Annotated in this window: 18 protein-coding genes; 9 read left to right on the forward strand and 9 right to left on the reverse strand. The window is 42.0% G+C overall.

The features are described 5' to 3' along the window. The first annotated feature begins 1 nt into the window (after position 1). Both IGI54_RS13285 and rarD read left to right on the forward strand, forming a co-directional pair. Entirely contained in the window at positions 2–1,171 is a 1,170-nt protein-coding gene (locus IGI54_RS13285; RefSeq protein ID WP_430621932.1) for a galactokinase, read from the forward strand. Positions 1,172–1,306: 135 nt separating this feature from the next. Beyond that, positions 1,307–2,200, forward strand: coding sequence for an EamA family transporter RarD (gene rarD, locus IGI54_RS13290; protein ID WP_430621933.1), 894 nt, complete (start codon positions 1,307–1,309; stop codon positions 2,198–2,200). 15 nt (positions 2,201–2,215) lie between these two features. On the opposite strand, the gene IGI54_RS13295 is transcribed toward rarD, so the two are convergent. The 5 genes from IGI54_RS13295 to IGI54_RS13315 form a co-directional block, all read right to left on the reverse strand. After that, positions 2,216–2,380: a hypothetical protein gene (locus IGI54_RS13295; protein WP_216429986.1), complete on the reverse strand. Its 165-nt coding sequence runs from the start codon at positions 2,378–2,380 to the stop codon at positions 2,216–2,218. A gap of 187 nt (positions 2,381–2,567) precedes the next feature. Further along, on the reverse strand, positions 2,568–3,467 hold the full coding sequence (locus IGI54_RS13300) for an NAD(P)-dependent oxidoreductase (RefSeq protein ID WP_430621934.1): 900 nt from the start codon (positions 3,465–3,467) through the stop codon (positions 2,568–2,570). Between the two features lie 119 nt (positions 3,468–3,586). Then, the gene (gene dapF, locus IGI54_RS13305) at positions 3,587–4,420 is read right to left on the reverse strand and encodes a diaminopimelate epimerase (protein WP_430621935.1); all 834 of its coding nucleotides are present in this window, start codon (positions 4,418–4,420) and stop codon (positions 3,587–3,589) included. Positions 4,421–4,441: 21 nt separating this feature from the next. Further along, a complete protein-coding gene (gene lysA / locus IGI54_RS13310) occupies positions 4,442–5,740 on the reverse strand; it encodes a diaminopimelate decarboxylase (protein ID WP_430621936.1) in 1,299 nt (432 codons plus the stop codon). A 2-nt stretch (positions 5,741–5,742) separates the two neighbouring features. Then, positions 5,743–6,906: a M20 metallopeptidase family protein gene (locus IGI54_RS13315; RefSeq protein WP_430621937.1), complete on the reverse strand. Its 1,164-nt coding sequence runs from the start codon at positions 6,904–6,906 to the stop codon at positions 5,743–5,745. Positions 6,907–7,118: 212 nt separating this feature from the next. Here IGI54_RS13315 and IGI54_RS13320 point away from each other — a divergent pair, with 212 nt between their 5' ends. Then, positions 7,119–7,328, forward strand: coding sequence for a hypothetical protein (locus tag IGI54_RS13320; RefSeq protein WP_430621938.1), 210 nt, complete (start codon positions 7,119–7,121; stop codon positions 7,326–7,328). A gap of 54 nt (positions 7,329–7,382) precedes the next feature. Here the strand turns inward: IGI54_RS13320 and IGI54_RS13325 are convergent, their stop codons facing one another. Then, entirely contained in the window at positions 7,383–8,783 is a 1,401-nt protein-coding gene (locus tag IGI54_RS13325; protein WP_430621939.1) for a glycoside hydrolase family 1 protein, read from the reverse strand. A gap of 146 nt (positions 8,784–8,929) precedes the next feature. Between IGI54_RS13325 and celB the strand changes: the two genes are divergently transcribed. From celB to IGI54_RS13355, 6 genes are all read left to right on the forward strand, one after another. Then, entirely contained in the window at positions 8,930–10,201 is a 1,272-nt protein-coding gene (gene celB, locus IGI54_RS13330; RefSeq protein ID WP_430621940.1) for a PTS cellobiose transporter subunit IIC, read from the forward strand. A gap of 96 nt (positions 10,202–10,297) precedes the next feature. Then, the gene (locus IGI54_RS13335; RefSeq protein WP_430621941.1) at positions 10,298–11,014 is read left to right on the forward strand and encodes a GntR family transcriptional regulator; all 717 of its coding nucleotides are present in this window, start codon (positions 10,298–10,300) and stop codon (positions 11,012–11,014) included. A gap of 180 nt (positions 11,015–11,194) precedes the next feature. Further along, complete coding sequence (gene dapA / locus IGI54_RS13340; protein ID WP_430621942.1) at positions 11,195–12,082, forward strand: 4-hydroxy-tetrahydrodipicolinate synthase; 888 nt, start codon at positions 11,195–11,197, stop codon at positions 12,080–12,082. Then, positions 12,082–12,837 carry a 4-hydroxy-tetrahydrodipicolinate reductase gene (gene dapB, locus IGI54_RS13345; protein ID WP_313631510.1) on the forward strand — a complete coding sequence of 252 codons (756 nt, stop codon included), beginning with the start codon at positions 12,082–12,084 and terminating at the stop codon, positions 12,835–12,837. Before dapA ends, dapB begins: the two co-directional genes overlap by 1 nt. Positions 12,838–13,363: 526 nt before the next feature. Next, entirely contained in the window at positions 13,364–14,065 is a 702-nt protein-coding gene (dapD, locus tag IGI54_RS13350) for a 2,3,4,5-tetrahydropyridine-2,6-dicarboxylate N-acetyltransferase (protein WP_430621943.1), read from the forward strand. A 199-nt stretch (positions 14,066–14,264) separates the two neighbouring features. After that, on the forward strand, positions 14,265–14,930 hold the full coding sequence (locus IGI54_RS13355) for a hypothetical protein (protein ID WP_430621944.1): 666 nt from the start codon (positions 14,265–14,267) through the stop codon (positions 14,928–14,930). A 45-nt stretch (positions 14,931–14,975) separates the two neighbouring features. Here the strand turns inward: IGI54_RS13355 and IGI54_RS13360 are convergent, their stop codons facing one another. From IGI54_RS13360 to IGI54_RS13370, 3 genes are all read right to left on the reverse strand, one after another. Then, positions 14,976–15,518 (reverse strand): TetR/AcrR family transcriptional regulator, encoded by a 543-nt coding sequence (locus tag IGI54_RS13360; RefSeq protein WP_313631507.1) that lies wholly within the window; start codon positions 15,516–15,518, stop codon positions 14,976–14,978. Positions 15,519–15,602: 84 nt separating this feature from the next. Then, positions 15,603–16,292 (reverse strand): ABC transporter ATP-binding protein, encoded by a 690-nt coding sequence (locus tag IGI54_RS13365; protein WP_313631506.1) that lies wholly within the window; start codon positions 16,290–16,292, stop codon positions 15,603–15,605. A gap of 34 nt (positions 16,293–16,326) precedes the next feature. Next, complete coding sequence (locus IGI54_RS13370; protein ID WP_216429976.1) at positions 16,327–17,388, reverse strand: ABC transporter permease; 1,062 nt, start codon at positions 17,386–17,388, stop codon at positions 16,327–16,329. Positions 17,389–17,577 lie beyond the last annotated feature (189 nt).

Genomic DNA, 17,577 nt, shown 5'->3' on the forward strand with positions numbered 1-17,577 from the left:
GATGGAAATCAAACAAGCGTTAAACACAAAATTTGCTGAAATTTTCGGCCCTAAAACAACGACTCATTATTTTTCTCCCGGCCGGATCAACTTGATCGGCGAACATACCGATTACAATGGTGGACACGTTTTCCCAGCCTCAATCACTTACGGAACATATGGCTTGGCAGCTCCTCGCGAAGACAACAAAGTCTTGGTTTATTCAACCAACTTCGATGAAATCGGCGTCATCACCTTTACACTGGATGACTTGACTTTCGATAAAAAAGACAACTGGGCCAACTACGTGAAAGGCATGGTTCTAAAATTAAAAGAAGCCGGTCATACGATCGACCACGGCTTTGAATTATTAGTCGAAGGAACGATTCCGAATGGAGCAGGGCTTTCCAGCAGTGCTTCGTTGGAATTATTAGTCGGCGTCATGCTTGAAGACATCTTCGCTTTAGATACTGATCGTCTCGAACTGGTGCAAACAGGAAAAAAAGTGGAAAACGAGTTTATCGGCGTCAATTCAGGCATTATGGATCAATTTGCCATCGGCTTTGGTGAAGTAGATAAAGCGATCTTATTAGATACCAATACATTGAAATATGAAATGGTACCAGTGAAATTAGGCGACTACGCAGTAGTGATCATGAATACTAACAAACGCCGTGAATTGGCTGATTCAAAATACAACGAACGCCGTAGCGAATGTGAAGAAGCCTTGGCTCGCTTGCAAAAGAAATTAGACATCCAAGCCTTAGGAGAATTGGATGAAGCAACCTTTGAAGCCAATACTGCTTTGATTGGTGATGATACTTTGACCCGTCGCGCTCGCCATGCCGTTACAGAAAATCAACGGACCTTGATCGCCAAAACAGAGTTAGAAAAAGGTAATTTAGCCGCCTTCGGAAAATTGCTGAACGCTTCTCATCATTCGCTACGACACGACTATGAAGTGACTGGCATCGAGTTAGATACACTGGTTGATGCTGCGCAAAAACAAGATGGCGTATTAGGCGCCCGAATGACTGGTGCCGGCTTTGGTGGATGTGCGATCGCCTTAGTCAAAGAAGAAACCATTCCAGCTTTCAAAAATAATGTTTACGATGAATACCTTAAAGTTGTAGGCTACGCGCCTGACTTTTACGTTGCCCATATCGGCAGCGGCACCACTAAAATCGACTAAAAATTGCTCTCAAAACTTCTCTGTCATTTACGGCAGAGAAGTTTTTATTTTGCTCAAAGAGAGAATCCTTTTATGTTAGAATGAACACATGACATTGAATATAGTGCATGGCATTCATGCTTGAAGGAGGGCAAAGTGAAAAAAGATTCGGGATTGTTATATGGTTTCAGTGCTTATATCATTTGGGGTATCCTACCCCTTTATTGGAAATTATTAGGCGAAGTCGGTTCGGTGGATGTGTTGTTCTATCGGATTTTTTGGTCATTGATTTTTATGACGCTCTACTTAATCGCTTTAAAAAAAATTCCGCTATTCATTCAAGAAGTCAAAGAGTTGCTAAAAAGTCGGCGCCACACCATCGCGATTATTTCAGCCGCTTTTCTGATTTCAATCAACTGGGGTGTCTTTATTTACACCGTCTCCATCGGCCAAGTCCAGCAAGCCAGCCTAGGCTATTACATCAATCCGTTGTTAAATGTTTTAGCCGGCGCCTTTTATCTGAAAGAACCTTTATCAAGACAAGCCAAGCTAGCGAGTCTGGCCGCATTGACCGGCGTCGTTTTACTAACGATTCAAACTGGCGTCTTCCCTATCAACTCGCTGCTGCTAGCTACGAGCTTTTGTCTCTACGGATTAACTAAGAAACAGTTGAATTTAAGTGCAGCGACCAGCATCACCTTAGAGACATTGATCATTGTACCAATCGGCTTAATTTATTTATTTTTCTTGTCAGATGTAGGCTTCATGAATTATTCATTGATGACAAATCTGCTGCTGATGGGAGCTGGGATCGTAACAGCGATTCCCTTATTACTATTCGCTACCGCGGTAAAAAAATTATCCTATATCACGATCGGCTTTTTACAATACATCAACCCTACGATCATGCTGATTATGGCGATCTTCCTATTTCATGAACCTTATCAGTTACCGCAATTTATTGCTTTCGCCTTTATTTGGCTAGGAATCATTATTTTTGTCGTTGGCAACCTAATTGACACACGCCATAAAAAAAGGATTCGCTCGTAAGCGGATCCTTTTTTATTAATAATTAAATTCGTTAACTAATTCGCCCAACTTTAAAATCTTACTCATTTTGACCCGTTCGTAATTGGTCGCACAGCACAATGCTTCACGATAGGTCTTGAAATATTCTTCTATCCGCTCTCCCACCAATGTTTCTACCTGCACGATATAGCGATACTCCATTGCTTTTCCCCATTTCTTTTTAATCGACGTGTTCTCATACATAGCAGCTTTTTTTAATCATAGCGACTCTCAATTAAAAAGGCAATAACCTATGCAAGGTTATATAACACGAAATAAAAATAATTTTGAAAAAGAAACAAAGTGTGTAACATCTCATTACATTTAGTTGGGAAATCGATTGAATTGTTTATCCTTTAGTTTGGAAGACTTCGATGTTTTTTATTACTTTTTGCGCCAATCGCACTTTAGCCAGTGACGTCAAGCCCGCGTTGGTTTTCCCCGTGAAAGCATTAGATAAATCAATCACTTCTGCACCTAACCCAGCTTCCGTATCGCTGAAAGCAAAATTTCCCGGTTGCGCCAACCAGTTTTTCAAAGCTGGTATTTCATGGGAAGGGGCGATCGAGACATTCATCAAAATTTTTCCATTGCCGAATGTTGCAAAAGCCGCTTCATCAAGTAGCACCACATTTTTATTCAAACAAGTAATCAATATATCGACGTTTCCTAATAACTCAGTTAGCGGCAAATAATCCATGCCCAATTCCTTTTCAAGCCCAGGCTTACGAGTTCGGCTGAAATAATTCACATCCATCCCAAAAAATTCCATTGTTCTGGCAAGTAAGCTGCCTACCGTTCCCATACCAACAATCCCAACTTTGACATCCGTCAATTCCAACGGCTCCTCTTTCCACATCGCGGGCCCCCGTCCTTGCAGCAGACGGACCAGCTCACTAATCGCATATTCCTTGACGCCTTCATCGCCATAATCCCGCACGCCGGTCACTACGATGCCCTTTTCATTGGCATACAAAATATCAACGTTAGCATTTTCCGGCGCATACAAACTGGCACAAATTCCAATGTAGCGAATATTCGGACAAGCATCCAACACTTGACGATCAATAAAACTAGTAAAGCTCAGCATCACGCAATCCGCGTCGCCAATCCGCTCAATGATCGTTTGAGCATCTTGCGGGATATCAGTGTAAAAAATCGCTTCTTCCGCGTACTCTTTCAATTTTTGATCCCACTCTGGCAGTAGTTTCGTTGGTTCGATCGCCACCATCTTCTTGAATTTTTTCATTTTGTCCTCCTAAAACTCGTTCTTTTTTTATGATAAGTTTTGTGGGATACGACGTCAATAACGATTATTGGCTAAAAAAAGATGCTTGCTGAACTTTCGCAAGCACCTTTTTCAAATGTTTAATCTAAGAACAAATCATCATCCAAAATCGTCCCGGCAGCCACCATATTAGTATCACCGATCAAATAAAGTTCTTCAGCCACGACTTCAACTTGCAACGCACCGCCTAGTACTTCGATGGTGACTGGGTTTACTTGAGTCAATTCTTTTTTGTTTAAGACATAAGCAGTCGAGCCTGTTCCGGTTCCACAAGCTAAGGTGAAATCCTCCACTCCTCGCTCATACGTCCGTTCCACGACCGTTTGATCAGAAAGGATGTCATAAAAATTGACATTTGCCCCCTTTTCAAACGCTGGATGGTTACGCAGCTTCCGGGCTAAATCAAAAATGGTTTCGAGCTCCGTCATGGCTAAGTCCGGCTGATAGACAACTAGATGGGGAATTCCAGGGTCGCCTAGTTCGACATAATCAACGGTTAGCTCTTTGCCATCGACTTGGATTTTTTTATCCGCTTCAAAAACCGTTGGCGAATTTAGCTGTACGCGATATGTTCTAGTATTGATTCGCTCTGCTGGGACATTGCCGGCAATCGTTTCAATCACCATTTTTTCATCAGCCAAGCCTTGTTCATAGGCATAGCGGGCGACACAGCGAGCGCCGTTCCCGCACATTTCTGCCTCAGATCCGTCAGCGTTGAAGAAGCGGGCATAAAAATCCCCCATCCCGCGTGATGCTTCAATCACGATCACGGTATCCGCACCGACTGAGACGCGACGAGTACAGACGCGAGCAGCAAATTTAGTTAGTACTTCCGTAGAAAATTGCAAGGCTTGATTGTCAATTAAAATGAAATCATTGCCTGCTCCTTGCATTTTATAAAAAGGAATCTCCATTTCATACCCTCATTTCAATTTTTACTGTAAAAAATCCGGGATCACTTCATTTTGGATGATTTGATCTAAACTTTGACGTTTGACGATGACTTCCGCCTTCCCGGCTTTGGTTAAAACCACCGCTGGAATCGCCAATTTATTATAGTTATTGGCCATTGAATAGCCGTATGCTCCCGTTGAGAAGGTAGCGAAAATATCCCCTGCTTCAACCTTAGGCAGTTGGATATCTTTGACTAAAATATCGGTACTTTCACAGGCCTTACCGGAAACAGTGACCGTTTCTACCGCTGGTTGATCGGCTTGATTGGCTAAAACGCCGGTATACTCCGCTTGATACAAACCCGGTCGAATATTGTCCGTCATCCCACCGTCGATACTGACATATTTCCGTAAGCCCGGCAATTCTTTGATTGCACCGATAGTATGCAAACTGATTCCCGCTTCAGCCACGATACTGCGGCCCGGCTCGATCACCACTGCCGGTTGAGGATAACTTTCTTTTTCGCAAAAAGCTAAGACAAGCTTCATCATTGGATCCGTGAAATAGCTAAACGGCTTCGGCTGGTCCGCATCAGTATAACGCACCCCAAAACCGCCGCCGAAATTCAACTCCTCAATCACATAATCATAACGTTCTTTGACCACTTTGACTAAATCCAGAGCGATTCCCACCGCCGCCAAGTGAGCTTGATTATCAAACAGCTGGCTGCCTACGTGAAAATGAAAGCCTAAAAAATTCACTTCGGGTGTGTCGATCGCTTTTTTTATTTGCGGAAATAAAATTTCTTCGTCAATTGGAATCCCGAATTTAGAATCCTTTTGGCCGGTGGAAATAAAAGAATGAGTGGTAACATTGACTTCGGGTGTGATCCGAAACAAAATGTTGACGACTTTTTGCTTTTCTTTGGCGATCGCCGCAATCAGATCTACTTCCTGCAAACTGTCGACAATGATTCGTCCAACGCCGTAATCGATCGCCATTTCTAATTCTTCAATCGATTTATTATTGCCGTTCATCTCGATCTGCTCCGCTGGAAAAACTGCTTTGATCGCGGTATACAGTTCGCCGTCTGACACGACATCTAGCGAAAACCCTTGCTGCTGAATGATCTTCAGCATGGCCAAAGTTGAGAAGGCTTTACTAGCAAAGGCCACACGAACCTTGTCATACTTCTCAACAAAGTCACGTTGCAGCTCCTGACATTTCTCTTCGATCATTGTTTGGGAAAAAACATACAGCGGTGTGCCGAATTTTTCTGCTAAAGCGACGGTATCGCAGCCATCCCAGATCAAGTGCCCATTCTTTGTTTCAAATTTCATAATTAGCCCCCTCTATTTTCATTCAAACCAGCGATCAGATTGACATAGGTTTGGATGCCTAATAATAAATTCACTTCATCAAATTTCATTTTTCCACTATGGAGTGGATAAGTGTAGCCCTTGGCTTCATCGCGAATTCCTAAGAAGAAAAACATGCCAGGGATTTCTTGCTGATACCAAGAAAAGTCTTCTGCAATCAAATACGGTGGTGTCTCAACATAATAATCAGCAGCGACCTTTTCCAAGACCGTGACCATTTCAGCATCATTATCCACGACCCGATACATATGATTGAAGATGACTTCCGCTTCACAGCCGTAGCCCTTAGCGATCTCACCGGCTAATAATTCCACTCGCCGCACGACTTCATCATAAACCTTGTCATCAAACGCCCGCATCGTGCCATGCAAAACGACCTCTTTGGCAACGATGTTCATCGCTTCGCCGCCATGGATCGTGCCAAAGGTTAAAACGACATTGTCTAATGGGCTAATGTTTCTAGCTAAAATACTATTTAATCCAGAGATCACACCGCCGGCCGCCACAATCGCATCTTCGCCTAATTGCGGCTGAGCCCCATGTGTGCTGACGCCTTTGATCGTGATCGTTACTTCCGCATTTCGAGCCATCATTGGGCCCGGCCGACAAGCAATTTTCCCCGTTGGTAAATCAGGAAAGACGTGCAACCCAACGATTTCTTCAACGCCGAGTTTTTGCAAAATCCCCGCCTTCATAATCAGCTCCGCTCCACCCGGACCTTCTTCCGCCGGTTGAAAAACAAAGACCAACGTCCCTTGAAGCGCTTCAGGATGTCGATGAAGATACGCGATAAAGCCAAGCAAGGTCGCCATGTGACCATCGTGTCCGCAGGCGTGCATTTTTCCCGGTATCTTTGAGGCAAAATCATACCCTGTTTGTTCTTCTACCGGCAATGCATCGATGTCTGTGCGAAAGGCCAACGTCTTCCCAGCTTTTTCGCCTCGAAGAACAGCGATCGTACCGGTTCCTAACACCTCATAAGTCTCGGTGACACCGAATGATCGTAATTTTTCGCGAATATAAGCCGCTGTCTGCACTTCCTCTAAACCTAATTCTGGCATCTGATGTAGCTCACGGCGCATTGTCGTGACTAATTCTTCCAACTCTTTGACCTGCGTATCAATCATCGTCTCACTCATTTCCAGCTTATAATTATGTTCATTTGATTAAAAAACCATTGATAGTTTCTCATATTATAGTACAGAAAGTCGCTGAGGTCATCAATTTGTTTTCATAATTATTTGTCGAATTTCAGAAAATCGAACAGGAAGTTCTTTTCCTTTTTAATCTGCCTTAACAGCAGTACACTTTAAGTGAAATTCTTTTGGAGGGACATACGATGAAACTTTATAAAAACCAACAAACCGGTCTGATCTTATCCGAAGCCGATTTGAAAACCAACTTCACTCGCGAAGCACTCACGTTATGGGAAGATGATCGCAACGATTTTCCTGAACACTATGAAACCTTTGAAGTATTTTTGATCGACTACCAAAATCAGCAGCAAGCCAATTACCGATCCTTTGAGAAAGAAAACTTGAATAAATAAATAGTAAAACAAACGGCGAAGACAATCAAAAGGTTGTCTTCGCCGTTTGCTTTACTATTCTTCTATTATAAACCCATTATTATCAGCAACCGTTTTAAACCAATGACCTGATTTTTTGATGGTTCGTTTGCCTTCATTTTTGATGTCCACAGAGATAAAGCCATAGCGATTTTTGTAGGCATTGGTCCACGACCAGTTATCCATGCAAGTCCACATATGATAGCCCAAACAGTTGGTGCCTTCTTGGATCGCTTGGTGAACATATTTCAGATGCTCGGTTACGAACTCGATTCGGTAATCATCATCGATCTGACCCTCAGCATTGATGTAGCGTTCCTCACCTTCAACCCCCATCCCATTTTCGGAAATGAAGCAGCGAATGTTTCCATAATTTTCCCGCGTATTGGTTAAAATATCATAGATGCCCTTTTCATAGATTTCCCACCCGCGATAAGGATTGATTTTCTTGCCTGGCAGATCATAATAATCGAAATAATCATCCGGCAGTGGGCCGTGAGTATGATCGATCGGTGTTTCTTTGGCCTTGATCCGGCGCGGCTGGTAATAATTGATGCCTAAGAGATCCACGGTATTATTTTTGATCAGCTCCAGATCGCCCTCTTGGATATCTGGTAAAATGTCCAATTCCTTGACTACCTCAATTAATGCTTGCGGAAATTCGCCTTTGATGGCCGGGTCTAAGAAAGAACGATTAAAAAAGACATCCGCCATTTCCGCGGCCTTGACGTCGGCCGGATTCTGTTCATCCCGGGGATAGCTTGGTGTCAAATTTAGAATAATTCCAATCTCGCCGCCTAAGTTCATTTCATGATAGGATTTGATCGCCTTTGCACTGGCCAGATTTTCGTGATAGCCCACTGCGACCGCTTCTTTAAAGCTAATCTGATTTGGGTAATGGAATTGATACAAATAGCCGCCTTCAACTGGCACAATCGGTTCATTATGGGTGAACCATTTTTTTACGCGGTCGCCGAATAATTTGAAGCAGGTCTTAGCATAGCTCACATATGCATCGACTGTCTTACGATTGGTCCAGCCGCCGATTTCTTGCAAAGCCATCGGCATATCAAAATGATAGAGATTCAAAAAAGGTTCGATATCATTAGCGAGCAGTTCATCGATATAATCGTTGTAAAATGCGACAGCTTTAGAATTCACCTCGCCTGTTCCATCGGGAATCAGTCGGCTCCACTGGATTGAACTGCGAAAAGAATTATGCCCAATCTGTTTCATTAATTGAATATCTTCTTGATACTTCTGATAGACCCGTGAAGTTTTGTCTGGACCTACTTGGGCAAAGAATTTTTCCGGTTCTTCTTGGTACCAATGATCCCAAATATTTTCTCCTTTACCGTCACTGTCGAAGCAACCTTCTGTTTGCGGCCCGCTTGCAGAAGAGCCCCACCAAAAATTTTCTGGAAATGTATACTTCATTTTTCTCGTCCTCCTATTCTTTCATCACCATGATAAACAATTTAAAAATAAAAATCAATCATTAAAAATAAATGACTAGACATAGTTAAAAAATCGTGCTAAATTAAACTCGTAATCGATTACAAAAAAATATAGAGGTGAAGAAAATGAATGGGTTTATGGATAAACTAGCGGAAAAAATCATGCCTTTAGCCAATAAGCTTGGGCAAAATCGTTACTTGATGGTACTTAGAGACGCTTTCATGTTATCATTCCCGCTGACCATGTTTGGTTCGATCGTTGTTGTTATTAATAATCTGCCCTTTTTCAATGATGCGACGAAAGGCATTTTAACGAATCTTTTCGGTAATGGACAAAATGCTACGATGAGCATCATGTCCGTATTCGTCACATTTGGTATTGGCTATTATTTATCTGAATCGTATGAAGTAGAAGGAATTTTCGGTGGCGCTGTTTCATTGGCCAGCTTCTTGATTTTGACGCCCTTCGTCATGACTTTAGAAAATGGCGAAGACATCAGCGGAGTCTTATCTTTAGATCGCTTGGGGGCTAAAGGGATGTTCATCGGAATGATCGCCGCCTTTATAGCTGCGGAAATTTATTGTCGCGTCACTAAAAAAGGCTGGCAGATTAAAATGCCGGACGGAGTTCCGCCAGCAGTTACGAAATCATTTGCGGCTTTGATTCCTGCTGTGTTGACTTTGACTGTTTTCTTATTGATTAATGCACTTATGACCGGGGTTTTCCACGTCAATCTACATGATGTAATCTATGAAGTGATCCAAAAACCTTTGACTGGTCTTGGCAGTGGCTTGCCAGCAACCTTATTAGCGCTCTTTTTTGTTCAATTTCTATGGTTCTTTGGACTTCATGGTCAAATCATCGTCAATTCTGTAATGGACCCGATTTGGAATACCTTGATGCTAGATAACTTAGAAGCTTATAAAGCCGGAAACCCATTGCCTCATATTATTACAAAACCTTTTATGGAAACGTTCACAGTCGGCTTAGGCGGTTCCGGCATGACCTTGGCTGTTGTGTTATTGATGGCTTTTGTTTTGAAGAAAAAACAATACCGTGATGTTGGTCGGTTAGCTTTAGCGCCGGGGATCTTCAACGTCAATGAACCGGCGATCTTTGGCTTACCGATCGTTTTGAACGCGACGATTATGATTCCATGGATCATCGCGCCCTTAATTGTCACCACCTTGAATTATTTAGTTATGGCAGCCGGCATCGTGCCGCCGCCAACCGGAGTCTCCGTTCCTTGGACGGTTCCGATTATCGCCAGTGGTATTTTAGCGACCAACTCTTGGCTAGGCGGTGCGTTACAAGTCATTGATTTCATTATCGTTGGCTTGATTTGGTATCCATTCTTGCGGGTGCTTGATCGTCAACCAAATTTCGATGTAGAATAATAAAAAAGTTAAGGCAAACCCAAAAAGTTTGTCTTAACTTTTTTAGTCATTGTATAGACATTTAAACTTAGGTATAATCATATTGAGGTGGTCGAATTGCCAAAATACGAAGAAATTGCACATACCCTAAGAAATCGCATTAAAAGTGAGGCTTACCCTGCTGGCTCGCTTTTGCCAAAACAAATTGATCTCGTAAAAGAATTCTCTGTTAGTCGGATGACCGTTCAAAAAGCCTTAGAGATTCTAACGCTAGAAGGCTTGATTCTATCTAAAAAAGGTGTGGGAACGACGGTACTACCTCATCCCTTTTTAACAAAAGATACGTCCGTCCTATCCTATTACGAAGGCCTAAGCATGGAAATGAAAAAAGCCAAGCGAAAATTAGAAAGTCAGATTATTGAATTTAATGTCGAATTTCCCGACGAAACAATCCAAGAAAAACTGCATCTGACAGCGGAAGAACCGGTTTATAAAATCATTCGTCTACGTATTTTAGAGGATAAGCCTTTTATTTTAGAGCATACCTACATGCCGATCCAATCCGTTCCTAATTTAAAAAAAGAAGTTATTGAATCTTCCATCTATCAATATATTAAAAATGATTTAGGGATCAAAATCACTGGTGCCTATCGTACCATACGCGCGGATAGAAGCTCAGAATATGATCAAATCTATTTGAATTGTTCGGAAAATGATCCCGTTTTAGAGATACGTCAGATTGCCTATCAGCAAGATGGGACGCCAATCGAGTATTCTCGCAGTCGCAATCGATTTGATGTCAGGGATTATTCTTATCTGGATATGAAAGGATAAAAGATAATGAATCAAGAGCAATGGCTACGGTCATTGCTTTTTTTCTTTTATTGACTAAAATTTACATTAGATTTACATTGGCAGATACTCATAATTGAGCTATAATTCTACTATTAAGGACCTTTTCCAGTCGAAATCGTCTTTGAACGAAAATAAAAATGAATGAAGGAGTTGTTTCTTTTGAGAATATTTGAAGGATCTGCAGTTGCGTTAGTCACCCCAATGAAGGCCGATGGTGCGGTTGATTTCAAGAAGATCGACGAACTGGTCGAATGGCATATCAATGAAGGAACCGACGCGATCGTTGCTTGCGGAACGACAGGTGAAGCCTCTACTTTGGCAAACGCGGAACACATTGCCGTAATCGAAGCTGTAGTCAAAAAAGTCGCTAATCGGGTGCCGGTCATCGCCGGAACTGGTGTCAACGATACTCAACATGCCATCGAATTATCCACGGGTGCCGAAAAAGTCGGTGCTGATGCTCTATTGATCGTGACTCCTTATTACAATAAAGCTTCTGATGAAGGACTATTTTTACATTATCAAGAAATTGCGAAAAGCGTGAAACTGCCAATTATTTTATACTCAGTCGCCTCGCGAACCAACATGAATATTGAGCCATTGATGGTGAAACGTTTAGCGCAAATTCCGAATGTCGTTGCTATCAAAGAAGCCAGTGGCAATATTTCGCAAATTGCTGAGATTGCCCGTCTCTTACCAGAAGATTTTACGATCTACTCCGGCAACGACGATCAAGTCTTACCAATCATGGCGTTAGGTGGACGCGGCTCCATTTCGACAGTCGCCAACATCGCGCCAAAACAGACACACGAATTAACCCAAGCTGTTTTAGCTGCTGATTTTGCGCTTGCCAAAGAATTACAGTTGGCACAACTGCCTTTAATCCATGCGATTTTCTGTGAAGTCAACCCGATTCCAGTCAAAACCGCGGTAGGTTTATTAGGTAAGATTGAGCCAAATTTCCGTCTCCCGCTTTCTGCTGCTAAAGGCGAAACCGTTGAACGATTGAAAAAAGAAATGACTGCTTACGGACTGGAGGTCAACTAATGATCGACATCCTTTTAAGTGGCGCCAACGGGCGGATGGGCCAGGTTTTACAGACTATGATCGCTCAGCAATCAACTATGCAAGTCGTAGCCGGTGTGGATCGCGAAGCTTTTGAAGCCGACTTTCCTACCTATCAATCCATTGCTGATTGTCAGGTGGCTGTTGATGTGATCATTGATTTCTCACACTACACCGCCGTACCTGCCGTTTTAGATTACGCCGTTGAAAAAAACGTTCCCGTTGTGATCGCAACGACTGGTTTAACCGATGAAGTAAAGAATCAGTTATTCGCTGCCAGTGAAAAAACCGCCGTCTTCTTCTCTGCTAATATGTCTTTAGGCATCAATTTGTTAGCCAAAGCGATCCGCGAGATCACACCAGTCTTAGAAGATGAATTCAATATCGAGATCGTAGAAAAACACCACAATCAGAAAAAAGATTCTCCTAGCGGAACGGCTTTATTGTTAGCAGATGCTGTCAACGATGCCGTAAGCGAAAAGAAAACGTATATCTATGGCCGTCACGGGAATGATCTAGAAAATCCTTTATCAGAACTTGGTATTCACGCCGTTCGCGGTGGAACCATTCCCGGAGAGCACACTGTGATTTACGCTGGACCAGATGAAGTGATCGAATTAAATCACTTGGCCCTCTCTCGTAATATTTTCGCCAGCGGTGCCGTCAAAGCCGCGAAATATATCAGTACCAAAAATACTGGCTTATACGATATGGAAAAATTAATTGACGAGAAATAAAACGATTAAGTAAGAAAAAATAGTTACATTATTATGAGATAGGATCTCAGTCCAGCTTTTCGTAGTACCTCATAAACAAAACACAGAATCGATAGTTGAGCCAATCAATGAGTAAGCTGTTTAGTTGGACAATATACGTAATGAAAATAAAATCTATTTTTTGGGGGCTTCGAAAAAATAGTTACATTATTATGAGATAGGATCTCAGTCCAGCTTTTCGTAGTACCTCAGAAATAAAACACAGAATCGATAGTTGAGCCAATCAATGAGCAAGCTGTTTAGCTGGATGATATATGTAACGAAAATAAAACCTATTTTTCTGAGCTCTAAAAAAATAGTTACATTATTATGAGATAGGATCTCAGTCCAGCTTTTCGTAGTACCTCATAAACAAAACACAGAATCGATAGTTGAGCCAATCATTGAGTAAGCTTGTTTAGCTGGATGATATACGTAACGAAAATAAAATCTATTTTTTCTGAGCTCTGAAAAAATAGTTACATTATTATGAGATAGGAGTAATTCAATGACTTTAACTGATCCTTATGAAATTGCAAAATATATTAAAAATGCCGAAAAAAAAACACCGGTCAAAGCCTATGTTCAAGGTGATCTGACAGGTATCACGAAAACGAATGTTCAATTTTTTGGCCAAGAAAAGACTTGGATCTTAATTGGTGAAAGTCAGGCAGTAGCAGAAGTTTTAAACGAACAACAAGACAAAATCAGTGATGTACACCTTGAAAATGATCGGCGTAACTCAGCGATTCCGATGCTGGATATTACTTCAATCAACGCCCGAATCGAGCCAGGAGCGCTGATTCGTGAACGCGTGGAAATTGGCGACAAAGCGGTCATTATGATGGGCGCAATCATCAATATTGGCGCATCCATCGGAGAAAGTACCATGATCGATATGGGAGCAATTTTAGGTGCTCGTGCCACCGTCGGCAAGCATGCCCACATTGGAGCCGGTGCTGTTTTGGCTGGTGTTCTTGAACCGCCTAGTGCCTCCCCTGTGGTTGTTGAGGATAATGTTTTAGTAGGGGCAAACGCCGTGGTGCTGGAGGGTGTTCATATCGGCAAGGATGCCGTAGTCGCTGCTGGTGCGATCGTGACAAAAGATGTTCCCGCTGGTGCAGTCGTCGCAGGTGCTCCCGCTAAAATAATAAAGACAAAAGATGAAGTCGCTGCAAATAAGACCGAATTTTTAGATGATTTAAGATAAACAAGTGCTGTTACGAAAAACCGGTATAATTTTCGTAACAGCTTTTTTGTCTTTAAAATCGGTACTCTGCTTCAAGCCTGTCCGTCTTTTTATCATTCAAAAAATAAGAATTCAGCCCTAGACATCACGTCTTTTTTCTTATTCCTACTGCACTTTTCATGAAGTATGCTATAATACTAACGATTATAACAACTCTAAAATGAAAGTGACTGAAAAAATACTCGTGAATTTGAAAAGTATCAAGAAATCAATTAAAACTCGCAACAAACAAATCAGTAAAGCTTTTGCTCAAGTAGAAACTACTTTAGCTGACCACATTCATAGTGATGTTAAGCTTTATTTTGATAAGGCCGACAACTATCGGATTCATCTCGATGAAAAAACTCCTGAAGGTCAAATCCGCCATGTTGAAAGCGCAGAGGGCGATCATTCTTTCAAAAATTTGATGGATACGTATTTGCAAAAACCTCAAACGGATACACTGAATCAGTTGACCAATAGCATTTATAATCTTTGGTCTGAGAGCTTCAAGAATACGGCGGTCAAAGTCAGCGCTGAAACAGAAAAAGCTAGCGAACTAGCGCAAGATATTTTAGCTGACGTTGTGAAACAACCCGCCAACCCAGAAGTGGCTCCCGAACAAGCAGAAGCATTGAATCAAGCCTTAAAGGGTAAAGCAAATTACTCGGCTGAATGGTCAGATGTCGATCACGCCATTGAAGTTTTCTACAACCCACCAAAAAAAGACCGTCAATTATTAGCCACTATCGCTAATGATCAAACGGTCACTTATACTGATGCCTTAAACACTAAGCGGGTCATGAAAAAGGAATTACCTGACATGATCGCAGCGGTATTAGCATAATTCAAAAACGACTTAGACGAGCTATTGTTCGTCTAAGTCGTCTTTTTATTTTTCCAAGATTCCGTAAAAAAAGAGTTCCATCGTTTTTTTCAAACTTGCGACTTTGGTGGCTTCCGGCAGATCAAGATTGGCTGAAATCAATATGAACAGCTGCCGGACGGCGAAATCTGGTTCAACCGTTGCACGAATCCGTTGCTCTTGCGTAAATAATCCGAGAAACGGCTGCTTATAGGAACTCTCCCATAAACCAAACAATTTGTTCGCAATCTCTGGCTGAAGTGTGTGTTGAAGGTCATGCATCATCATGAATAAACTGAAGGGATGGCGTTTTTGCAAATAAAAAGCCATCTGCAACAGCTTCTCATCAAAATCCCGTGTTTCGTCTGCAGCGATTTGGTTCAGGTTTTCCCCGACTTCTTTAGCTAGCCGTTGCATGACTTGGTAATAAATCTCTTCCTTATTTTTAAAATGATAATAAATATTTGGTTGCGTAATGTTTAAGATATTGGCGATCTGCCGTGTCGAAGTATCGTTGTATCCTTGTTTCATAAACAATTCTTCCGCGGTATCTAAAATTTCTTCATACATTCGAAGGCCCCATTTTTATCGATTTGATTTCCAAATCCATTATACCTTGATTTCCAAGCTAAAAGCACGGCTCAATCAAGTAATTTATTCCGCCAGCTCCTCGGGATTTTCTTCTTCTTTCAAAGTCCCATCTTTCATGACTAAGACACGATCACAATATTTCACCAGTCGGGTATCGTGGGTCACCATGATGGTCGCCTTATTTTTCTCTTTCGTTTCTTTGGCAAGGATCTTCACGACCTCATAGGCCTTCTCTGAATCCAGACTCGCAGTCGGCTCATCCGCCAAAATAATCGTTGGATCATGATACAGCGCACGGGCGATCGCCACCCGCTGCCGTTCGCCACCGGAAAGTTCTTCGGGGTATTTATTCTCCAAACGATCGATCCCTAGCTGTTGAAAAAGCGATTCCGCGACTTCGTCATTATTTTTTTTACTGACTTTGTCCACTAGTTTCAACTGTTTTTTTACCGTTAAAAAAGGTACTAAATTCGATGCTTGTAAAATAAACCCAATTTCTTTAAAACGTAATTTAGCCCGTTCCTTTTCCTTTTTCTCACTGAAAGACTCACCGTTGATCTTCACTTCTCCCTCAGAAGGAGCTTGTAAGCCACCAGCAATCGTTAAAAAAGTACTCTTGCCGGAGCCGGAAGGGCCGATAATGGCCACAAATTCGCCTTTACTAACGGAAAAATTGGTTTCCTTCAAGGCTTCAATGATAGAGTCGCCATCTTTAAATGATTTCTTTACTGCTTTAAATTCAATCGCACTCACGTTTTTTCCTCCTAAATTTCAGATTCCTAAATTCTTAGCCAATCGCTTTCAACGGATCGATCTTCACAATCGTCCGTACCGAGAAGAAGGCGCCCACCAATGCCACTAGGATCATCAAGACACTGATTCCCGCAAAGAAAATCCCGTTGACTTGGAATGGTACGGCATCCGGCAGAACCAGCGCGGTGCCTAATGTCGCAAGCAAGCCGATACTAACACCGACGGTCGCCAGTAAAAAGGTCTGAGCAATCACTGAAGAGGAAATGTAGCGACTGGAAATTCCTTGCGCCTTCATGACGCCAAAAATTTCTGATTTTTGCATCGTTAGCACATAAATAAAAATACCAATCACGATCGCCGCAATCACAATCAGGAACCCGATCATAAAGCCGAAGGTCAAGACTTGCGCGCTATAGCCTGGCAATTCATTGATAAAAGATTTGATACTGGTCTCTTCCAGATCGTCAGGAACCGTTTGGACCTTACCGCGAGTAATGATCGCATTGATGCGAGTATTCTCCGTACTCCCTTGCGTTTCAAAGCGAATCTCTTGGTAAGCGCCGATCGTAGTGTAGAGCACCGGTGCCACATTGAATTTTGCGTTGTCGGTAAAGCCGACGATTTTCAGCGTTTTATCATTTCCCGCCATTTTAACCGTCTCGCCAAGTTTGATCTGGTATTGATCCTTCAAGGTACTGTCGGCCACGGCTTCGTCATCATTAGAAAACATTTTTCCTTCAGTGAGCTTCGGCGCTAAAAATTGATCTTTGTCGATTCCAAAAAAGCTGACATCAATTTTTTCTCCGCCATCGCCTTTTATGACGCCTGCCGTTTGAGCAAGATAAGCTTTTTCATCCGCCTTCACGTCATCGAAAGTTTTCAGCGGAATCATAGACATATTTAAATTGTTGTTCGCCTCTTCTGTCAGCAGAATATTGTCGGCATTCCATTTGTCTACCGCTGTCCGATTGTCTTGTGCCAGCCCATAGGCTAGTCCCGTTAGAAAGAATACTAAATACGCGATCAAAAACATCACACCCATAACAAGGGTATAACGTAACTTTGAATGGCGAATTTCATTGATTGCCAAAAACATAATTAAAACCTCCACTTATCATTTGATAAAATTACCGTAACATGATTATTTTAAGAAGGAAAATGAAATGCTTGAAGAATGAAACCGACTCAAAAAATGAATGCTCAACTTTAGCGATTGACTATTTTTGTTAAAAGGCCTTTTACACTTAATGAATTACAAAAAAACAGCCTACAATGAATGTAAGCT

Origin of the sequence: Enterococcus sp. DIV0800 (assembly GCF_050559735.1) — a bacterium.
GTDB classification, from domain to species: domain Bacteria; phylum Bacillota; class Bacilli; order Lactobacillales; family Enterococcaceae; genus Enterococcus_A; species Enterococcus_A devriesei.